Origin of the sequence: Snodgrassella sp. B3882 (genome assembly GCF_026535915.1) — a bacterium.
GTDB lineage: Bacteria > Pseudomonadota > Gammaproteobacteria > Burkholderiales > Neisseriaceae > Snodgrassella.
The window spans coordinates 1748810-1770029 of record NZ_JAFNPF010000001.1 but is presented as its reverse complement, the minus strand read 5'-3'; the positions used below and the strand labels follow the sequence as shown (position 1 = coordinate 1770029).

Sequence of the window (21220 nt, the reverse complement as noted above, 5' to 3'; positions counted from 1 at the left end):
TAAGTTTCTTTGTTTAGAAGGTTAATTATCTACTATGCATATCAGCTATAATGAAAATTTCCTGTTTTTCTGACATGGTTATGGTCTTTATATACGCTGCATCTGTGGCAGAAAGGTTGTTAAGTGAAAAACAGAAATAAAAGTGATGAACATGTTAGTTAGTTATCAATTGCGTTTGGCAAAATGGCGTTTTGGCTATTAGTGTGTTTCTTGTTGGCTGGAAAAGGGGTATTTGAAAAAGTTCACCGCGATGATGCTCCATCGCTTCAATTCTGTTTTATCTGGATTTAAATTATTTATCCTTCATCATTTTCTTGGCAATTATTGTACGATTTGAGCAGTTTTTTGCAGATTATGTGGTGATTTGGTTGGTTTTATCTGCCATTTTTTGGGATGATATGGGGATGGATCTGAAGGTTACTGAATGACGTTTTTGCTGTAGAAATGGTCTTAAAAGAAGCGGTGTTTACTAGCATGCATGGCAATTTCTGTCTGTCGGGCTAGGACGAAACAGGCTGGAAAATTTCCGTGCCTGTTCTTTCTCATGTGTTCACTTTTATTTAGTTTCTTTTTGGGTGCGGATATGGTCCTCGATAATTTTTTCATAAACCGCTTCTGGGACATAGCGACGGATTATTTCTGTCCAATTATCAGGCCCAACTAATCCTTTCACCATGGTAGAAGAGACTTCGGCATATTCTCGAGGCGGCATTAAAAATAGGGTGGATATATTGGGCTGGAGGTCATGGTTGATATGTCGCATGGAGCGCTCATATTCGTAATCAAATGCAGTTCGAATACCGCGAATGATGAAATCAGCGCCAACGCTTTGGGCATAATTAACCAGATATTGGTTTTCAAAAGAGCTAATGGTGACATTGGGAAAATCAGCAGTGATTGCTTGCAGCATTTCTTTGCGTTCGCTCAAGCTATAGGTGCTGTTTTTTTCCGGATTGATGCCGATAGCGACAATCAATTCATCAAACAGGGGCTGTGCTTCTTGGATCATCCATAAATGACCTTTGGTTGGCGGATCAAAGCTGCCGGCATAAACCGCTCGGCGATGGGTGGTTTTGTTCATTATGCTTGTTTCAGATTATTTATAAGGTATTCGCTGAAAGTACAAGTAAAATTGTAGCTTGTCTAAGCAGCGGTGTATTGGTTGGTTATTTAAATGACTATTGTACATGAATCAGAACGTTTGCATCTATTGCTGATAGGTTAATGATGACTGTATAACTGCTGTTAGTCGAATCTTGGTTGTAGAATTCTGTTGGATGAATTGCAAGTTATGTGGAGCTGTTTTAAAAAACGGTTAAAAAGCATTGGATTAGGGTAGTTAACTTGTATGATTGCGAAGTGGTTGGATGAGTTGTTTTAACCGCAATAGTCTAGGACTGGTATTATGATTTTGGTATAATGTTTGGCTTTGCTGTGCAGAGGTTGGTGCATGGTGTGGCGGTTTTGGTTAAGGGTGAATCTATCTGGTTGATTGGGAGTTTTATCGTCATTTACAATCGGCGGTATTTTTAGTGACTTAACTAATTTGGGCAAAATGTTCGCTGTTATTTTTGGATGTTGAAGCTGATGAAGAAGAAATGGATAAAAAGGATAATCTGGCTGGTGTTAGCACTGGTGTTGATCGCCGTTTTATGGGGAATATTCCGTTCTAAGGAAGAAGTAAATTATATTACGGATGAGGTGCATCGCAGTGATTTAAGTCAGGTAGTCAATGCAACTGGTGAAATTGCGGCCGCTCAGCTGGTGGATGTTGGTGCTCAAGCATCTGGTCAAATTAAGAAGTTATATGTGAAGTTAGGGCAGCAGGTAAAGAAGGGTGATTTGATTGCGAATATTGATTCGACCACGCAGTTAAATACGCTTAATACCAACAAAGCACGCCTGGATACTTACCGCGCTCAATTATTATCAGCTCAGGTTGCTCTAAGGGTTAAGCAACGTGCTTTTGATCGTGAACGTGCTTTATTGGCGCAAGATGCTACTTCTAAAGCGGACTGGGAAAATGCCCAAGATAGTCTGGCCGCGGCTAAAGCTAATGTGGCTGAACTAAGATCACAAATTCGTCAGACTCAGATTGCAATCAATACTTCTGAGGCTGATCTGGGTTATACACGCATTACTGCCCCGATGGATGGGACGGTGGTATCGATACCGGTTGAAGAAGGGCAAACGGTTAATGCCAGTCAAAATACGCCAACTATTGTGCAGCTGGCCGATCTGAGCAAAATGCTCAATAAGATGCAGATTGCGGAAGGTGATATGGGCAAGGTTAAAGCGGGTATGTCTTTGACTTTCACTACGCTGGCTGATAATGCTAAAAAACGCCATGCAAAACTGGATGTGGTTGACCCCGGTCTAACGACGATGTCTCAAGGCAGTTACAATACCAGTACTGATACGACTGATACGGCAATTTATTATTATGCCCGTGCTTTGGTGCCAAATGATGATGGTGCGTTACATATTGGTATGACGACTCAGAATAATATTCTGGTGAAATCTGTCAAAGGGGTGTTGACTGTATCTAATCAGGCAATTAAGCATCAGCAAAATAAGAAGATTGTATTGGTGTTGGATGCTAATCAGCAGGTTCATTCTGTGGCGGTAGAAACAGGTATTACGGATGGGATGCGAACTGAGGTGAAATCGGGCCTGAAAGAAGGCGATAGGGTGGTTTTATCTTCGATGAATAATGTTGAGGCTAAGAATAATCAGTCTAAAAACAACAAGATGCCCGGACCGAGAATGTAAGCAATGAGTTTATTGGAAATCAAGGATATTAACCGCTGGTTCGGTAGTGGCGAAAGCCGTGTACATGTGCTTAAGGACATTAATTTAAGCATAGAAAAAGGTGATTTTGTCGCGATAATCGGTCAGTCTGGTTCGGGTAAATCGACGCTAATGAATATTATAGGCTGCTTGGATGTCCCTTCCAGTGGCTCGTATAAGATTGATGGGGTAGAGGCGGCAGCAATGGATGGCGATCAGCTAGCTGCTTTGCGTCGCAGAAGTTTTGGTTTTATTTTTCAGCGCTATAATTTGCTAAGTTCGCTTACGGCTCGTGAAAACGTGGCTTTACCAGCGGTGTATGCCGGCATGGATTTGGCTGAGCGACACAAGCGTGCAGATGAATTGTTGCATCAGTTGGGATTGAGCGGAAAGGAAGACAATAAACCCAGTGAATTATCGGGCGGACAGCAACAACGGGTGAGTATTGCGCGCGCGCTGATGAATGGTGGGGAAATTATTTTGGCCGATGAGCCGACTGGCGCGCTTGATACGGCCAGCGGTCATAATGTAATGGAAATTTTGCATGGCTTACACGCCGCTGGTCATACGATTGTGATGGTAACGCATGATCCAGGGATTGCGGCTAATGCAAACCGGGTAATTGAAATTCGTGACGGGCAAATTATTGCTGATCAAAGCAAAACCAAAGACATCCAACCCAGCCAAGTTGTCAGTATAGAAGAAAAAAATTCATGGCATTTTTATAAAGATCAGTTTTTTGAATCTTTTAAGATGTCGGTGCAGGCAATTATGGCGCATAAGATGCGCTCTTTTCTGACGATGCTGGGGATTATTATCGGTATTGCTTCAGTGGTTTCTGTGGTTGCCTTGGGACGCGGTTCTCAACAAAAAATTCTGGAAAACATTAATGCAATTGGCACCAATACGATTTCCGTCTATCCGGGTAAAGGGTATGGTGATCGGCGTTCAAGCCGGATTAAAACGCTCACTGTTGCGGATGCAGAATCGTTGAAAGAACAGAATTATGTTGAAAGCGTTACGCCTGGAGCAAGTATGCGTGGGACGTTAACCTATGGAAATCAATCGCTCTCTGCGCAGTTGTATGGTGTAGGGGAACAATACTTTGATGTGCGTGGGATTAAATTGGCGTCTGGTCGTTTGTTTGATGAAGATGATGTGACGCAGAATAGTCAAATTGTGGTGATTGACGATAATACAAAAAATAAGTTGTTTGCTGATGGTACTAACCCCATTGGGCAAATTATGCTGTTTAATAAACGACCATTAAAGATCATTGGGGTGGCTCAACCGAATAATTCAGGCTTTGCTGATAGTGATACTTTGCAAATGTATACCCCATATACCACGCTGATGAATCGTATTTCTGGCTCTAAATATATTACATCTGTTACGGTGAAGATTAAGGATAATGTGAATTCGCAAACGGCAGAAAAGGGCATAATAGAGTTGTTAAAAGCACGCCATGGTACTGAAGACTTTTTTACCCGAAATAGTGACACGATTAAACAGACGATTGAAAGCACTACAGGCACAATGACTTTGCTTATTTCCTGTATTGCCCTGATCTCTTTGGTGGTGGGTGGTATTGGCGTGATGAATATTATGCTGGTATCGGTGACTGAGCGGGTGAAAGAAATCGGTATTCGTATGGCTATTGGTGCTCGGCAACACAATATTTTAGAACAGTTTTTGATTGAGGCCGTACTCATTTGTGTGATTGGTGGCTTAGTGGGCGTCTTGTTTTCATTTGCAATCAGTGTGCTATTTAATTTGTTGGCAAGTGATTTTGCCATGTCATTTTCTACGATTTCTATTGTGATGGCGGTTTTGTGTTCAACGGTAATTGGCGTGGTATTTGGATTTATGCCGGCCAAAAGGGCTTCACAGTTAAATCCGATTGATGCTTTATCGCGTGATTAATCTGTATGGTGGCATGGATTTAATGGGTAAGAAGGTTTATTGGGTGTTTGTCTGTTCGTTAAATCGGACAGATAAAACTGAAATCGAAGTGATGAAAAATGAAAAATTTTATCGGTAATACTCGTTCTGCAGCTTTGTCGTTAGTTGTGATCTCTGTGTTATCAGCCTGTAGTACGTCGACGTTATATCCACAAAGACATTTGCAGCAGGCGGGAATGCTGACTAGTGCGCAAATTGAGCAGCAATACGATGTAGTTGGAAATTGGTGGGAAGTTTATCAAGATCCGATTTTAAATAAGCTGGTAACAACAGCGTTGGCTAATAATGTTGATTTGCGTCAGGCTGCATTAACTGCACAAAAGGCTCGATACAACGCTAAACTGACAGCAACTGATTTGTTTCCCACTGCCAATGGTTCTGTGGGCGCCAGTAGCTCAAAGGACTTGAAGCATGGAGGGGCTTCAAATCGTAGCTTTAATGGTCAGATTGGTTTGAGTTATGAAGTTGATTTGTGGCAAAAATTGCGTGCCGATACGCATGCCGCGATCTGGAAATATCATGCCAGTGAACAGGATGTGGAAACAAGTCGGTTATCATTAATAAATAGTGTGGTTGATGGGTATTTTCATCTGGCTTATATTGATGGGGCCATTGATTTAACCCACAAGAGTATCAATCAATACCGCAAAATTGCCCATATCGCACAGGCACAGTATCAGACAGGTAAGGTAAGTAGTATCAATGCGATCAATGCGAAACAATCTTTGCTGAACGCAGAAAATACGTTGATTTCTTTACAGCAAAATCGGGCTGAAGTTGTGCAGTCGTTACATAATTTGCTCAATTTGCGTCCAGGAGCAGAAACGGATATTCGACCAACCTCACTTGGGCAGATTAATTTTAGTCAGGTTAATCTTGATGTGCCTTTATCGGTGTTAGCCAACCGCCCGGATCTGCGTGCGGCCGAATACCGACTGCAATCGGCTTATGCGGCTGAGCAGGCATCGCGGCGTAGCTGGTATCCATCTATTACACTGAGCGCGGTGGTTAACTCACGATCTAATGACTCTTCATCAGCTTTGCGACTACCAGTAGGGGTAGCCAGTGTGAATATCAACCTTCCTTTTCTGGACTGGCAAACGTTGCACTGGAAAAACAAGCAGGCCAAGGCTGATTTTGAAAGTGCTCAGTTAAGTTTTGAGCAATCGCTGACAACGGCTTTGAATGAGGTCAATCGGTATTACCAGCAATATACGCTAAGTCAAAATACGCTTGCCAATATACAGAAAAAGTACGTTTTTGATCAGAAAAACAGTCGCTACTATCAGGCAAGATATCAATACGGTGCCAATCCGTTGAGTGATTGGCTGGATGCTTTAAATAAAGAATATGCCTCCGCTCAGAATGTGTTGAATAGTCGCTATGCTGTATTGCAGAATGAAAATTTGATTTATCAATCTATGGCTGGTCGATATTTGGTGAAGACAATTGAGCACTAATGCATCAGTTTGAGATGAAAAAAGCGCCCCTAATAAGGGGCGAAAAAGGAACACAAACCACTACCAATAAAATTTTAAAGCAAACGATCCATTCTACCCATTCTTAATTAACTCCTATCAGTCACAAAATAAAATCATTCTATTCGAAACATTTTTCTTCAAATATTAATTTTATGTTGAGTAGACTTTTTGGTAGAAAATGCAAAACGATTTATCTCACATTTTCTGAAGTATAAAACAGGATATTCTCCTAAGTTGTTGACTGGATGACCATTTGCAGGTGTTTGATCCGCTTGTTGATCATCTGTGACCATAGTAAACAATTTTATTTCTAATTGCAAATGATATTTATTATTATTTGTGAAAAAAATCTAATTCTCTTGTATCTATTTGAAAAATATGAAAATTTAAATTAATTGAATTTAAGTTTTATCAATGTGATGTATTTTTAGGTAGATAAATAATTAAGTTTTACCCGTCATTTGTATGCTAGGTTTCGCTGCCTCAAAATTGATTCGCTCGTTGGCTTATGGGTGATGTGGTATGCGTGAATGGGCTTTTTTAGTATGATTAGGGTTTTAAATCTGCGGTTTTCCGCTTAAGTGTCGTTTATGCGTCAAATTATTTTAGATACTGAAACTACTGGGCTATCTGCGCAGAATGGTGACCGCTTAATTGAATTTGCCGGTGTGGAAATGATCGATCGGCGATTGACAGGAAATAATCTGCATTTATTTGTTGATCCAGAACGCGATATACCGGAAGAGGCAATCGCGATACATGGTATTACGCCGGAAAAACTCAAAAAAGAAAATGCTCAAGTGTTTGCAGCAGTGGCACAGCAAATTACAGAATATATCTCAGGTGCTGAATTGGTGATTCACAATGCATCCTTTGACGTTGGCTTCTTGGATATGGAGTTTACTCGTTTGGGTATGCCGATAGTTGATCAAATTACCAGCAAGGTGACTGATACATTACAAATGGCACGGGAGAGATACCCCGGGCAAAAAAATTCTCTGGATGCATTATGTACTCGTCTGGAAGTGGATCGCAGTAAGCGGGTGTTGCATGGAGCGCTGATTGACTGTGAATTGCTGGCAGAAGTGTATTTGGCGATGACACGCAGTCAGTTTAGTCTGGTGGATGAGTTGGTCACTCCTAATGGTAATAGTCAGAAGCAGGAATTAGCTAATTATCAACGACTCAATCATGAAGCTCTAGCGGTCATTGCGCCAACCCTAACTGAGCTCGCAGAACACGAAGCTTATTTGGCAGCCTTGGATAAAGTGGTTTCTGGACAATGTTTATGGCGTAGTTGGGAGCATAAGGGTAAGGATCTGCCAGTATGAGCCGGCAAATTATGTTGATTCCGGCGGCGGGTGTTGGTCAAAGATTCGGTGCTGGCCGTCCGAAACAATATGTTGATTTGGCGGGTCGTACTATGCTGGAACAGACGGTAAATCGCCTAAGCCAAATTGATGGCATAGATCTGATCGTGATTGTGGTTTCCGTTGACGATGGTTATATAGATGAGGTGATTTCCGCAGCAAACTGGTCTGCGCATGTGCATATTTTGCGTTGTGGCGGAGCATCTCGAGCTGAAACGGTGAAAAATGGACTGTATACAGCTCGTACGCTGTTTGGATTGCAGCCAGAAGATTGGATTTTAGTCCATGATGCTGCTCGTTGTTGTGTGCGTACAGATTCGGTGCTGCGGCTGATTCAGGCAGTACACTCTGATGCGGCGGGAGGATTGTTGGCGGTGCCGGTGAGTGATACGTTAAAACTGGCTGATGAGACAGGACATGTTTGTCGTACTATAGATCGTACCGCTATGTGGCAGGCACAAACCCCACAAATGTTTCGCTTAGGCATATTAATTCAGGCATTAGACAATGCGGATTTATCTACGGTGACCGATGAGGCTTCCGCCGTTGAGGCGCTGGGTTTTCAGCCTTTGTTAGTTATGGGCGATGTTGCTAATCTAAAGATAACTACGATGCAAGATCTTGCACTGGCAAGATTTTTTTTACAACAGGAGACAACCTGATGAAGGCCATTCGCATTGGACAGGGTTATGATGTTCATCAATTGGCAGTTGGGCGTCCTTTAATTCTGGGTGGCGTGACTATCCCACATGAAAAGGGATTATTAGGCCATTCTGATGCTGATGCTTTATTACATGCCATCACTGATGCATTACTTGGTGCAGCAGCCTTGGGCGATATCGGTAAACTTTATCCTGATACAGATGTGCACAATAAGGATGCGGATAGTCGCGTTTTATTGCGCGGAGCTTATCAAAAGGTGCAACAAGCTGGCTGGCAATTAGTCAATGTAGATGCGACTGTGATTGCGCAGCAGCCCAAATTGCGACCGTATATCGATCAAATGCGCGCTAATATTGCTGCTGAATTGAATTTGACCCTTGATCGGGTAAACATCAAAGGCAAAACGAATGAAAAGCTCGGTTATTTGGGACGGGAAGAGGCAATTGAAGCTCAGGCGGTAGTGTTGTTGCAGGCGGTTTAATCAGTTTGTGACAAAGGGTATAATTTTTATCGGATTCAGGCGGATGCCGAATTGGGTTTTTCCGCTAATTAATTAAAGAGAGAGAACGGTATGACTTCACAAGATGAATTGAAATGTCTGGCAGCTCGCAAAGCTGTGGAGTATGTACAGGAAAATGAATATCTGGGCATCGGCACTGGCTCTACAGTCAAGTTTTTTATTGAGGCTCTGGCCGAAAGCGGTCTCAGAATTAAAGGTGCAGTATCAACTTCTGTTCAAACCAGTGAATTGATGAAAAAATGTGGGATTCATGAAGTGGCACTTAATGAGGTGAATGGACTGCCTTTGTATGTTGATGGTGCAGATGAAGTCAATCATTTATTGCAAATGATCAAAGGGGGTGGTGGGGCATTGCTGAATGAAAAAATCGTAGCCAGTGCATCCAAACAATTTATTTGTATCGCTGATGAAAGTAAATATGTCAGCCGACTCGGACATGTTCCTTTGCCAGTGGAAGTAACCCCGAATGCTCGATCATTGGTGGCTCGTCGATTATTAAAGCTGGGTGGAGACCCTAATTTGCGCTTGGGTTTTACCACTGATCACGGTAATTTGATTTTGGATGTCAATAACCTGAATTTAAATGAGCCAATTAAAATGGAAAATGCCATCAATAATTTACCCGGCGTGGTAGACAATGGTTTGTTTACTAACCGCCCAGCGGATTTGTTGATACTTGGATGTGCAGATGGAGTGAAGGTGTTGACGGCACAAAGTTGATGTATAAGTGATGAAATTTTAGTGGCAAAAGGCGGAATTTCCGCCTTTTGTTTTCATTCTGGTTATGCTGTTATGCTACTAATAGAATTGTTTTGCACCGATGATGATTTTGTTCCTAAGCCAAACGGTTATAGGGTTGAAATTTAATCTTTTCAGTTATTGTCTTTCTGTTTATTTGAGGTAGACATATCTCTGATCGGTCGAAAGGAGAGGTTAATAATTTGCAGGGATCAGCGCTAATTTAAGTTATGATGTTGCATGGCTAAGAGTATAAATGGATGCAAATTGTTTAAAATATGGCGAAAGCAATTGACTAAGGATTTTAGGGTGTATTTGTCTATGAGTGGAAAAGCAGATACTGCTGGGTTGGATTAAAACATGAATATGTCGAATATACTGGCTAAATGGAAATATTGGCTATTGTGTGTTGCTTTTGTACTGACTCTTTTTAAGGGATGTGTTCCAGATAGATGGCTTTTACCTGTTCTGAGTTGGGTGGGTGAGGCACACGAAGGGGTTCATACTGCTAAAAATTTTGTCGATGGAAAGCCACAACGACAGAGTAAAAAAAGATGGGCTGAAGCCAAACTTGGAACCTATCAAGGTGAAGTTAAAACGGTTCATGATGGTGATACAGTGCATATTTTAGATGTTAATGGGCATATGCATAAAGTGCGATTGGCTAATATTGATGCACCGGAATTGAATCAGGCTTATGGTGAGGCCAGTCGCAATGCATTAGCCAAGAGGATTGAATATCAGCATGTGGAGATCAAAGTGGTGGCAATTGATCAGTATAAACGTGAGGTTGGTCAAATCCGTTTAAATCATGCTGATATCAATTTATGGATGGTGATGCAAGGCTATGCTTGGCATTACAATACGATTGCAAAAAAACAGCAAAATAAGTTTGATTTTAATCTTTATCAGCAGTCTCAGTTGCAGGCGCAACAAAACAGATTAGGCTTGTGGCACAATGCTCGTGCTGTCGCGCCATGGCAGTTTCGCCAGCAAAAAAAAACCGTTAATTAAACCCATTATGAATGCACAAAAACGTATAGAAATATTTAGTCGTTTGCAGGCAGTTTGTCCGCATCCGACCACCGAGTTGGTGTATCACAATCCATTTGAATTACTGATCGCCGTGATGTTGTCGGCGCAGGCAACTGATGTGTCAGTCAATAAATGTACGGTTCATTTGTTTAAACTGGCTCCAAATGCTCAGGCGATGCTGGATTTGGGCATCGATCAGGTAATGGATTGTATTCGCACCATAGGTTTGTTTCGCACTAAGGCTAAGCATGTTATGCAAACCTGCCGTATTCTGGTTCAGCAGTATGATGGTGAGGTGCCTCAGACCAGAGAAGAGCTGGAAAGTTTACCTGGCGTGGGCAGGAAAACAGCTAATGTGGTGCTCAATACTGCTTTCGGTCAACCCACTATAGCAGTAGACACCCATATATTTAGAGTGTGTAATCGCACCGGTATTGCCAGAGGTAAAGATGTCCGCGTGGTTGAAGACAAACTGGTCAAACTGGTACCGAAACCATTCTTACTTAATGCGCATCATTGGTTGATTTTGCATGGGCGATATGTGTGTAAAGCACGTAAACCCTTGTGTGAGCAATGCATAATTAATGACTTATGTGAGTATCCAGCCAAGAGTACTTTAACAGTTTGATTGTATATTTTAAAGACTCTTTTCGCTACAATGTATTTTAAAACTACTTGTGTAATCAACATTCAAGATAGGGACTTTGATGCGTATAAATCGCAAATGTATGTTGACGATGCTGATGGCTGTATTGATGGTCATGGCTGGCTGCAACAAAATTGAGCAATGGTTTGGTAAGGAAAAACAAGAGCAAGTTTTTGTGAAAGAAATTCCTGCTGGCGACCAAAACAATGGCCATCAGGTGGACATGCTGTTGCCGGATTTTACCAAGCTGGTTGAACAACAAGGTCCGGCTGTTGTGAACATTCAGGCTACACGTAAAAATTTAAATATTGATGATGAATTTGGTGGTGAAAACGGATCGGGTACTTTACCGGATAATGATCCTTTTTACGAGTATTTCAGACGATTACTGCCGAACGTTCCTCAAACACCTCAGGCTATTGATGACGAATACAATTTTGGTTCCGGTTTCATCATCAGTAAAGATGGATATATCCTGACCAATGCACACGTCGTTAAAGGGATGAATACCATTAAGGTGTTGTTGAATGATAAACATGAATTTCAGGCTCAGTTAATTGGTACTGATCCACAGTCTGATGTGGCTCTACTGAAAATTAATGCCAGTGATTTGCAACAAGTGCAGTTAGGCAATCCAAAGGATCTAAAAGTAGGGGAATGGGTCGCAGCCATTGGCGCGCCTTTTGGATTTGATAATAGCGTCACTGCTGGGATTGTCTCGGCCAAAGGACGTAGCCTGCCAGAAGAAAATTACACGCCATTTATTCAGACAGATGTTGCCATTAATCCAGGCAATTCCGGCGGTCCATTGTTTAATCTCAAAGGACAGGTCGTGGGAATGAATTCTCAGATTTACAGTCGTAGCGGCGGCTTTATGGGTATTTCATTCGCCATTCCGATTGATGTGGCCATGAATGTAGCCGATCAACTTAAAAAAGCAGGTAAAGTGCAACGTGGTCGGCTTGGGGTAGTGATTCAGGAAATGAATTATAATTTAGCTAAATCATTTGGCATGAGTAAAGCCAGTGGTGCTCTAATTACTCAGGTTCTACCAGGTGGTGCCGCTGATAAAGCAGGTTTGCAGATTGGTGATATCGTCCTCAGTGTAAATGGGGATAACGTGAATAATTCCAGTGAATTGCCAGTGATGGTGGGGCTGTTGCCACCTGGAAAACAGATTAACCTGACTATATGGCGTAAGGGTAAAGAGCATCATATTAAAGTGGTATTGGATAATGTGGTGACCACCGTTGCGCCAGCAATCAATAATCCTTCTCCTGTCTTACCAACTGAAGGCAGTAATAGTGCTAATCACAATATTGGATTGAATCTGCGTGAAACCAGTAAAGGATTGATGGTAGATGATATCAGTGGCTGGGCAGCGCAATCTGATATTCGCCGAGGGGATATTATCATCGCTGTAGGTCAAACATTGGTGCACGATCGGGAAGCTTTTAGCAAAGCTGTGGCCGATGGAGGAAAACAAGTTCCATTATTGATCAAGCGTGGCAATAATACTTTGTTTGTTGCTCTGGTATTACAGTAAACACGGGTTGTTTCACTATCATTTACCTTAAGCCAAATTGCCAGGGAGTGAATTTTGCATCCTGTTGAGATGATTAGTTTATCTAATAAAGCTATTAAGAGAAAATTAACAACATCACAAGCAGGAAAAAATATTATTTAATGGGTGAAAGCACAAACAAAAGTTTCTGCCAACTTGGATTGGTTAGAAACTGAAAGAGGTATTTCATCTGAGGTAGTGAAACAAATTTCTAAAGTTGCTGGTATAAAAATTGAAACTGAAATAGAAGCATTTTTGACGGAAGTTTAAGAATGTTTCTGCTTTATCAGTTAAATAAAAAAAATTATTTTTAGTTAAAATAATTTCCGAAAAAAATAAAATTGAGAAAGCGCTAAAATTGATTTGTAATCATATCAATATGATGCTTTAATTTTTTTAATGTTGGGTTTTATTAAGAGTTAAAACAATTTATCAAAATATCTTGAAAAAGATAAAAAGAATTAAGCAGGGATGCGATAGAGACTTATCAAAAGGAAAGAATATGGTGCGTATTATTTATTTACTATTTAGCTTGCTTTTGTCATTCTCAGTAAAAGCAGATTTAACTAATAACTGGATAGTGAATAAAGTATATATTAGCGATAGCACATACACGAAAAAAGTGTCCCCTGATGATCCAGTTTATGTTAACAGAGTATTCCAATGGAGTGAAAATGAGATTAAAACAAATATATACTCTGGTGATTTTATTGAAAAATGTACAAATTATAAACTAGATAAGTTTACTATCCATGTTGATGAGTTTTTAAACAAAATAGGGATGATAGATAGTAAACAAATGCTAAGATATGATTTTCTTAACAAAGATGGTAACCAATCCGTCAACCAAATAGATATTTTTTGCCCTAATATTCAAACAACATGGACACTCTTTGAAAAAAATGCTGACGCATATTTAATCATGAATACAGATGATTCTATCTTAGAAATAAATAAAATAAAGTATCAGGATACTGTTCCTAGTTTCTCCTGTTCAAAAGCAAAAAAATTAGCCGAAAAACTGATTTGTCAAAATATTTATCTATCTGGATTAGATAGAAGTATCCATGATATTTACCATAATATAAAAAAGTATTATGACTACAATAATGCTCATATTGAGTTTGAAAAAATTAAAGGTAATCAAAAAAGGTTTATCCAGCAAAGAGATTTATGTCTTAACGAAAAGTGTTTGATGGAAATTATGTATAAACATGCATATGAATTACATGAATATATGCCAGTAGTTACACCTTACTAGAAATGGCAAAGCCAGCTATATTTGGATGTGTTATTTCAACCGCACATAGATAAAAAGACAATTCTAATTTAGCCAATGACCAAGATGAAACCTTGATAAAAGTTTATGTTCTTGAAGGGGTTGTTAGATAAGGGAAATGATTGTTTACAGGTGGAAATAAAAAAATGAGTTGTATACGAAGAATCATCTAATATTAATTATGGCCATTTAATAGATAGTTCTATCCCTGTTAATCTAAATAAATTAATAATAAAATTAAAGATCTTAGAATGGAAATTTTGGTGGTAAAAATGGTTTGACCATGATTAGGTTTTAAGAACAAAACTTAATTTGGAATTTGAGTATTGTTCCCAGCGGAGAATATTATTTTGCTATAAAAGCCAAAAGACTGATTAAATGGTAACATGGCAGTTATGCAGATCTGTTAAAATTTCTGATAGTAGGCTCCGACTGACTGGGCGTTGACCAGCTAGTTGATTTATATCCCCAGCATTTACTTATCATTCTTCAGTGAGTAACCCCTTTGTGTTCAATGCTGCATTGATGGCAGCAGATTGATCATTTTTTGAGATAATCTATGTCTAATGTAAAAGCTAAAACTATAGCGCGTGGGCCGATTATGGCTGATGTGGCCGCATTTTCTCTGACCGATGAGGAGCGCGAGCGTTTGCGTCATCCGGCGATAGGTGGCGTGATCCTTTTCCGGCGAAATTATCAATCACGAGCGCAATTAACTAGCTTAGTCGCTGAAATAAAAGCATTGCGCACGCCTGAACTGATTGTGGCTGTAGATCATGAGGGTGGAAGAGTGCAACGTTTTATTGCTGAATTTACTCGGTTACCAGCAATGCGAAAATTAGGCTATTGTTGGGATAAACATGGGGCAGCGGTGGCGGAAAAAATGGCCGAAACCATTGGCTGGGTGTTGGCAACCGAATTGCGCGCCTGTGGTATTGATTTGTCATTTACGCCGATACTTGATTTGGATTGGGGTCATTGTGATGTCATTGGCAACCGCAGTTTTCATTCGTTGCCTGCGGTAGTCACTTCGCTGTCTTTATCTTTACAACGGGGGTTAAAACGTGGCGGAATGGCAAGCTGTGGTAAACACTTTCCCGGTCATGGCGCTGCCAGTGGCGATAGCCATGTGATGATGCCGCAGGATAATCGTAGTTGGGAAGAATTGTGGGCAGATGATATTCAACCGTTCAATGATTTAATTCATCATGGTATGGCGGCAATTATGCCGGCACATGTTGTTTACCCGAAAATTGATCCTACTGAGCCGGCAGGGTTTTCCTCGATCTGGCTCAAACAAATACTGCGCGACAAATTACACTTTAACGGGGTGATTTTCTCTGATGACCTGACTATGGAAGGCGCCAGCAGTGTAGGTGATGTGCGTTCCCGTACTAAACATGCTTTTGCTGCGGGTTGTGATATTGCTTTAATTTGTAATAAGCCAGACTGGGTGGATGATGTGCTGCAGGATTTTACTTTTCCGTTAAACCAACATTTGCCACAGCGCTGGCAGTTGATTGCCGGAGAGGGCGAGATCACCGAGCACCAATCTGTTATGCAAAAGGCCGAATTTCAAAGCGCACAACGATTAGTATCTAGTCTGGCATCAGCAGAAGATACCTTGAACGGCGTTCAGGTTGGTGAAGCATTTTAGCATTGACCACGACTGGTTACGGTTTTTTCTTCTTTCAGCCAGAGCTTACACACAAGTCTGATTAAGTACCAGATTCAGCCATTTTCTAATCAGCTGGAAAAGTGCTGTAATGACAATTAAGACAATCTGACAGACGAGTTGGACAAATTTTTGTACTGAAACATTTTGGAGAAGCGTGCTATGATGCGCGACCTTTTCTTCCTGACTGTAAAATTTACTTCTGAACTTTTATGACAAATCAGATCAACCGGCGTAAACGAATTCTTAATGGAGTGTTGTTACTGGATAAAGATTCAGGCATGAGCAGTAACAGCGCTTTACAACGTGCGCGTTTTTTTTATGGTGCAGCCAAAGCAGGACATACAGGTGTACTTGATCCTTTGGCGACTGGATTATTACCGGTTTGCTTTGGTGAAGCCACTAAATTTGCCCAATATCTACTCGATGCGGATAAAGCCTATACAGCGACGCTTAAACTGGGCGAAGCCACCACAACTGGTGATGCTGAGGGCGAATCAATTGGCTTTGGGTCAACCGACATCACTTTAGCACAAGTAGAAGAGGCGATAGCTTGTTTCACCGGACAGATCACCCAAATTCCACCGATGTATTCAGCCTTGAAATATGAGGGTAAGCCCCTGTATGAATATGCTCGTGCCGGTATTACCATCGAACGAAAATCCCGACAAGTGACCATTTATCAGATAGATATCCTCGAATTTCAGGCGCCAAAACTGGTTTTACAAGTGCGATGTAGCAAAGGAACCTACATTCGCACATTGGCTGAGGATCTGGCTAAAAAAATGGGAACCGTTGCGCATTTGACCGCATTGCGGCGTACTGCTACGGCAGGTTTTCAGATTGCTCAAAGCCATACCTTAGACGCAATCAGCTCTGTCGACGAAATTCACAGAGATACTTGGTTGTTACCTTGTGATGTGCTATTGCAGCATTTTGCTGCAGTCACTTTATCTGATGCGGAAATTTTGCGTTTGCAGCATGGTCTTAGCGTGCAAACCAACGAAAATTATGGCATAATGCACCCCTTACGTATTTATAGTGCAGATGGTCGGTTTATTGGCTTGGTGCAGTATCAGCCTGCTGCAAGCAGTTTGAAAGCACTGCGTTTGATGAGCACAGCTACTGTTTAATGATACGTATTCGGAGTTGGTATTTGTCAGCCATAATATGGTGAGCTTGGCCAACTTGTCCGCCGCAAGGCAAATTTTATAAGAGATTAATTATGTTAACTGTTGAACAAAAAGCGCAAATCGTAAAAGATTTTCAGCGTACTCCAACCGATACCGGTTCTTCTGAAGTACAAATCGCCTTATTGACTTTCCGTATTAATGATTTGACTGGTCACTTTAAAGCCAATCCAAAAGATCACCACAGCCGTCGTGGTCTGTTGAAAATGGTTAGTTCCCGTCGTCGTTTGCTGGCGTACATTCGTCGCACTAAACCGGATACTTATCGCGAACTGATCGGCCGCTTAGGCTTGCGTAAATAATTTCGCTTTAAACTGAAAATATCGTCTGCTTATTTTAACCAGACGATATTTTTTTAGTCGTTAAACTGGCTTATATGTGTATTGATTCAGATTAAAACCGAAACAGTACTGCACTTCATCTTCAAGGCTAATTGAGCGAATCAGTAGGTGATGGCTAATTTAAAACAGTTTATCCATACTTATACGAAACGGTTAAAGATGCCACAGTACAGTGCTATGGCAAAGTGCAGCACAGAATATTTCATGGCGATTTTACTGTCATCATATAGTTAGCTAATTCTGTGATGGCCTCAGTGATAACCGTAGTATTGAGCCTTTCAGACTGTAAGTTGATCAATATGTTCAACGATAGGCGGCCAAATTAGCGACTGGCTCTAAAGATTTTATGTATACATCATTTCTAATCCATAGCAGCGAACAACGACGGTTAATTTTTTAAAAAATTGATCCTTTCAGCTGGAAAGCCAATGGTTAGGTTGGGATAAGAAAAAGAATATATGATAGAATTTAGGCATGATACAGACAGTATCAATTTAACCAGTAATACAATGGTATAAATATTATATTAAACGAAGCAGGACTATAGTCGGCCAGAAACCCTACTAATGTATAGGTAGCTACATATATATCAGTAGGTTTTTTAGCAGACTAAGTTTCTAGCTGATTCCGAAATAGAAAGTAAAAATAAATGTTCAATAAACACATTAAAACATTTCAATATGGTAACCAAACTGTAACCATGGAAACCGGCGAAATTGCCCGTCAGGCTGCCGGTGCAGTCAAAATTTCCATGGGAGAAACGGTTGTGCTGGTGGCGGTGACCACCGCCAAAGAGGTTAAACCTGGTCAGGACTTTTTTCCGCTAACCGTTGACTATCTGGAGCGTACTTATGCTGCCGGAAAAATTCCCGGTGGATTTTTCAAACGTGAAGGCAAACAGAGCGAAAAAGAAATCCTTACTAGTCGTTTGATCGACCGTCCAATTCGCCCGCTGTTTCCAGAAGGCTTTTATCACGATATTCAGATCGTGGCGATGGTGGTTTCATCTGATCCAGAAATCGATTCTGATATTCCAGCCATGTTGGGTGCATCAGCTGCGTTATTATTGACTGGTGTTCCGTTTGCCGGTCCGATTGGTGCAGCGCGCGTTGGCTATGTTAATGGTGAATACGTTCTTAATCCGACTAAAACTCAGCTGGAAAATTCCCAATTGGATTTGGTGGTCGCCGGTACTGAAAAAGCTGTGCTGATGGTGGAATCAGAAGCCGATGTGCTGACCGAAGAAACCATGCTCGGAGCAGTGGTATTCGGACATGAACAGATGCAAGCTGCCATCAAAGCCATCAATGAATTGGCGGATGAAGTGAATCCTGAAATGTGGGATTGGCAGCCTCCGGCAGTCAACGAAGAATTAATTGCCCGTGTCCGTGAGCTGGCGGGTGCTCAGATTGATGCTGCTTTTAAAATCAAGCAAAAACAAGCACGTACTGCTAAATTGGATGAAGCTTGGGCAGCTGTAGAAGCCGCATTGATCACCGAAGAAACCGATACTTTACTTACCAACCAGATTCGCTCCATATTCAAAGATCTGGAAAAAGAAGTAGTACGTGGTCAGATTTTACAAGGTCATCCACGTATTGATGGTCGTGATACTCGTACAGTACGTCCGATTAATATTCAAACCAGTGTCTTACCACGCACTCATGGTTCTGCTTTATTTACTCGCGGCGAAACTCAATCTCTCGCTACCACTACTTTGGGAACCCAGCGTGATGAACAGATTATTGACGCCTTAAGCGGTGAATATACTGATCGTTTTATGTTGCATTACAATTTCCCTCCTTATTCAACTGGCGAAGTAGGTCGGATGGGTGCACCAAAACGTCGTGAAATCGGTCATGGTCGTCTGGCGAAACGTGCTTTATTAGCAGTGTTACCTTCTACAGATGATTTCAGCTATACCATGCGCGTTGTTTCAGAAATCACCGAGTCAAATGGTTCTTCCTCAATGGCAAGTGTTTGTGCTGGTTGCCTGAGTTTGTTAAATGCTGGTGTACCACTTAAGAGCCATGTAGCCGGTATCGCTATGGGGCTTATTCTAGATGGTAACAAATTCGCTGTGCTAACCGATATTCTCGGTGATGAAGATCATCTCGGCGACATGGACTTTAAAGTCGCGGGTACCACTGACGGCGTGACTGCTTTGCAAATGGATATCAAAATCCAAGGCATTACTAAAGAAATTATGCAAATTGCGCTGGCACAAGCCAAAGAAGCGCGTCTGAAAATACTTTCTCAGATGCTGGAAGCAGTAGAAGGTCCACAAGAATTATCTGCTCACGCTCCACGTTTGTTCACGATGAAAATTCATCAGGATAAAATCCGCGATGTGATTGGTAAAGGTGGTGAAACCATTCGAGCTTTGACGGCAGAAACCGGTACAGATATCAATATTGCCGAAGATGGCACCATTACCATTGCTGCTAGCACCAGTGAAGCGGGCAATGAAGCGAAACGCCGCATTGAAGAAATCACTGCCGAAGTGGAAGTAGGTAAAGTTTATCAAGGTACTGTGATTAAAATTCTCGACAACAATGTAGGCGCGATTGTTTCAGTGATTCCAGGCAAAGATGGTCTGGTACACATTAGCCAGATTTCTCATGATCGAGTGAAAAATGTCAGTGATTACCTGCAAGTTGGTCAACAGGTTAATGTGAAAGCCTTGGAAGTAGATGATCGTGGTCGCGTGCGTTTATCTATTAAAGCTTTATTGGAAAAAGCGCCGCAAGAATCCAATCCCACTGAATAAGAAATCGCTTAACGACAGATCAACCGGCTGCCTGAAATTTCAGGCAGCTTTTTTTATGTAATATCTAATTTATGTCAGAAAATGCAGTTTTCAGCGAGTTTGATCATTTATTACAGCCATTCAATACACGTTTTAAGGGTGATTTAAATACTCATTTATTTCCGAATAAAAGGGCATTGACGAGGCATAGGTATATAGGTGGCATGATGGTACAAGGGGAAAACCCTTGGCGCGTTAAGGTCAGATCTAAGGAAAAATGAAAGCTGCTTAAAATTTAATCAATGTAATTTAATTCAATAAAAACATAGATATATAATCATTATCCACAGCTTATCTGCAATAACATCCCAGTATTAACAGGAATAATGTGCACTTTTCCCATGACAGCAAAGTTTTTGGCATCAAGAAAAGACAGAAACAAATAATGATATGCCTAACAGGTTATCTCAGCTAATTTAAGCACAAATTGAAGATAAAATGAGCTGATAAAATGTGTATAGCTGAAACTTATCCACAATTAGTTATTACCTACTTATATTTTTCTCGCTTGTGGCAGCAGCTTGCAGGATTAACTCAAGAATAAAAGGGCATCCAGTAATAACTAATCAATGTTGATTAACCATGTAAAGCAAAACGATGAAGAACGGATAAATTTAAATTTTCCAGCATGATTAAAAAATCCATGCATTATGGGTTTTGAAATAATATAAATAGAATAGTTTATTTAAAACTAGAGTGGTATTTAAAGGGGTAATGAGTGATTTGCTCTCTCACATACTGAGTAATGCGATACCTTAAATGAACAAATAATTAAGATGGTTTTCTACTAATGATGGGTTTTATGATGTCTTTTACTGGCACCAGTTGTTTTCAGGTTGATTAATATCATCATTTTCTGTTGCTAAATCATCATCATCAAATGTTTATCTTTGCTAAACTTGTATTATTGCCAATTGCGTATTGCTAGATCAGATTTAGGCAATAAATTGACCAATCCATCTTCAAAATATGGATTTTGTGGTGAAACTGGTTATATCCCTATCATTATAAACGGTGTTAAATACCGCGTGAGTATAGGTATCAATATCATTTTTAACGTATGCTGTTAATTATAAGAATAATTCATTATTTTCGCTGTTTATACTTAGAAATTTTTGCCTCTATCCATTCTCATACCCAGACTCAGCACGCTAAGA

The 21220-nt window shown here is 40.8% G+C and carries 17 protein-coding genes; 16 read left to right on the top strand and 1 reads right to left on the bottom strand.

The window, feature by feature from the left end:
- Positions 1-556: 556 nt before the first annotated feature.
- The gene (coaD, locus tag J3U68_RS07440; protein WP_267375798.1) at positions 557-1081 is read right to left on the bottom strand and encodes a pantetheine-phosphate adenylyltransferase; all 525 of its coding nucleotides are present in this window, start codon (positions 1079-1081) and stop codon (positions 557-559) included.
- A gap of 506 nt (positions 1082-1587) precedes the next feature.
- Between coaD and J3U68_RS07435 the strand changes: the two genes are divergently transcribed.
- From J3U68_RS07435 to pnp, 16 genes are all read left to right on the top strand, one after another.
- A complete protein-coding gene (locus J3U68_RS07435) occupies positions 1588-2772 on the top strand; it encodes an efflux RND transporter periplasmic adaptor subunit (protein ID WP_416384641.1) in 1185 nt (394 codons plus the stop codon).
- Positions 2773-2775: 3 nt separating this feature from the next.
- Positions 2776-4713 carry a MacB family efflux pump subunit gene (locus tag J3U68_RS07430; RefSeq protein ID WP_267375796.1) on the top strand — a complete coding sequence of 646 codons (1938 nt, stop codon included), beginning with the start codon at positions 2776-2778 and terminating at the stop codon, positions 4711-4713.
- 98 nt (positions 4714-4811) lie between these two features.
- On the top strand, positions 4812-6212 hold the full coding sequence (locus J3U68_RS07425; protein ID WP_267375795.1) for a TolC family protein: 1401 nt from the start codon (positions 4812-4814) through the stop codon (positions 6210-6212).
- 611 nt (positions 6213-6823) lie between these two features.
- Positions 6824-7564, top strand: a complete 741-nt coding sequence (dnaQ, locus tag J3U68_RS07420; RefSeq protein WP_267375794.1) for a DNA polymerase III subunit epsilon — start codon at positions 6824-6826, stop codon at positions 7562-7564.
- Positions 7561-8265, top strand: a complete 705-nt coding sequence (gene ispD / locus J3U68_RS07415) for a 2-C-methyl-D-erythritol 4-phosphate cytidylyltransferase (RefSeq protein ID WP_267375793.1) — start codon at positions 7561-7563, stop codon at positions 8263-8265. The genes dnaQ and ispD overlap by 4 nt, the downstream gene beginning before the upstream one ends.
- Positions 8265-8747, top strand: coding sequence for a 2-C-methyl-D-erythritol 2,4-cyclodiphosphate synthase (gene ispF, locus J3U68_RS07410; RefSeq protein ID WP_267375792.1), 483 nt, complete (start codon positions 8265-8267; stop codon positions 8745-8747). Before ispD ends, ispF begins: the two co-directional genes overlap by 1 nt.
- Before the next feature lie 90 nt (positions 8748-8837).
- A complete protein-coding gene (gene rpiA, locus J3U68_RS07405) occupies positions 8838-9506 on the top strand; it encodes a ribose-5-phosphate isomerase RpiA (RefSeq protein WP_267375791.1) in 669 nt (222 codons plus the stop codon).
- A 378-nt stretch (positions 9507-9884) separates the two neighbouring features.
- Positions 9885-10538 (top strand): thermonuclease family protein, encoded by a 654-nt coding sequence (locus tag J3U68_RS07400; RefSeq protein WP_267375790.1) that lies wholly within the window; start codon positions 9885-9887, stop codon positions 10536-10538.
- Positions 10539-10545: 7 nt separating this feature from the next.
- Positions 10546-11187 carry an endonuclease III gene (nth, locus tag J3U68_RS07395; RefSeq protein ID WP_267375789.1) on the top strand — a complete coding sequence of 214 codons (642 nt, stop codon included), beginning with the start codon at positions 10546-10548 and terminating at the stop codon, positions 11185-11187.
- A gap of 79 nt (positions 11188-11266) precedes the next feature.
- Complete coding sequence (locus J3U68_RS07390; RefSeq protein WP_267375788.1) at positions 11267-12751, top strand: DegQ family serine endoprotease; 1485 nt, start codon at positions 11267-11269, stop codon at positions 12749-12751.
- Between the two features lie 144 nt (positions 12752-12895).
- Entirely contained in the window at positions 12896-13039 is a 144-nt protein-coding gene (locus J3U68_RS07385; protein WP_267375787.1) for a hypothetical protein, read from the top strand.
- 232 nt (positions 13040-13271) lie between these two features.
- Entirely contained in the window at positions 13272-14030 is a 759-nt protein-coding gene (locus J3U68_RS07380) for a lysozyme inhibitor LprI family protein (RefSeq protein ID WP_267375786.1), read from the top strand.
- A 577-nt stretch (positions 14031-14607) separates the two neighbouring features.
- Positions 14608-15705, top strand: coding sequence for a beta-N-acetylhexosaminidase (gene nagZ / locus J3U68_RS07375; protein WP_267375785.1), 1098 nt, complete (start codon positions 14608-14610; stop codon positions 15703-15705).
- Positions 15706-15935: 230 nt separating this feature from the next.
- A complete protein-coding gene (gene truB, locus J3U68_RS07370; RefSeq protein WP_267375784.1) occupies positions 15936-16856 on the top strand; it encodes a tRNA pseudouridine(55) synthase TruB in 921 nt (306 codons plus the stop codon).
- Positions 16857-16945: 89 nt separating this feature from the next.
- Positions 16946-17215 carry a 30S ribosomal protein S15 gene (rpsO, locus tag J3U68_RS07365; RefSeq protein ID WP_267376232.1) on the top strand — a complete coding sequence of 90 codons (270 nt, stop codon included), beginning with the start codon at positions 16946-16948 and terminating at the stop codon, positions 17213-17215.
- A gap of 688 nt (positions 17216-17903) precedes the next feature.
- Positions 17904-20024: a polyribonucleotide nucleotidyltransferase gene (gene pnp, locus J3U68_RS07360; protein WP_267375783.1), complete on the top strand. Its 2121-nt coding sequence runs from the start codon at positions 17904-17906 to the stop codon at positions 20022-20024.
- Positions 20025-21220 lie beyond the last annotated feature (1196 nt).

Excerpts from the sequence above, each read along its gene's own strand:
- J3U68_RS07390 (WP_267375788.1), top strand. The coding sequence starts at position 11,267 with ATGCGTATAAATCGCAAATGTATGTTGACGATGCTGATGGCTGTATTG.
- J3U68_RS07430 (WP_267375796.1), top strand. The coding sequence starts at position 2,776 with ATGAGTTTATTGGAAATCAAGGATATTAACCGCTGGTTCGGTAGTGGC.
- pnp (WP_267375783.1), top strand. The coding sequence starts at position 17,904 with ATGTTCAATAAACACATTAAAACATTTCAATATGGTAACCAAACTGTA.
- nagZ (WP_267375785.1), top strand. The coding sequence starts at position 14,608 with ATGTCTAATGTAAAAGCTAAAACTATAGCGCGTGGGCCGATTATGGCT.
- ispF (WP_267375792.1), top strand. The coding sequence starts at position 8,265 with ATGAAGGCCATTCGCATTGGACAGGGTTATGATGTTCATCAATTGGCA.
- nth (WP_267375789.1), top strand. The coding sequence starts at position 10,546 with ATGAATGCACAAAAACGTATAGAAATATTTAGTCGTTTGCAGGCAGTT.
- dnaQ (WP_267375794.1), top strand. The coding sequence starts at position 6,824 with ATGCGTCAAATTATTTTAGATACTGAAACTACTGGGCTATCTGCGCAG.
- J3U68_RS07425 (WP_267375795.1), top strand. The coding sequence starts at position 4,812 with ATGAAAAATTTTATCGGTAATACTCGTTCTGCAGCTTTGTCGTTAGTT.
- J3U68_RS07400 (WP_267375790.1), top strand. The coding sequence starts at position 9,885 with ATGAATATGTCGAATATACTGGCTAAATGGAAATATTGGCTATTGTGT.
- coaD (WP_267375798.1), bottom strand. The coding sequence starts at position 1,081 with ATGAACAAAACCACCCATCGCCGAGCGGTTTATGCCGGCAGCTTTGAT.
- truB (WP_267375784.1), top strand. The coding sequence starts at position 15,936 with ATGACAAATCAGATCAACCGGCGTAAACGAATTCTTAATGGAGTGTTG.
- J3U68_RS07380 (WP_267375786.1), top strand. The coding sequence starts at position 13,272 with ATGGTGCGTATTATTTATTTACTATTTAGCTTGCTTTTGTCATTCTCA.
- J3U68_RS07435 (WP_416384641.1), top strand. The coding sequence starts at position 1,588 with ATGAAGAAGAAATGGATAAAAAGGATAATCTGGCTGGTGTTAGCACTG.
- rpiA (WP_267375791.1), top strand. The coding sequence starts at position 8,838 with ATGACTTCACAAGATGAATTGAAATGTCTGGCAGCTCGCAAAGCTGTG.
- ispD (WP_267375793.1), top strand. The coding sequence starts at position 7,561 with ATGAGCCGGCAAATTATGTTGATTCCGGCGGCGGGTGTTGGTCAAAGA.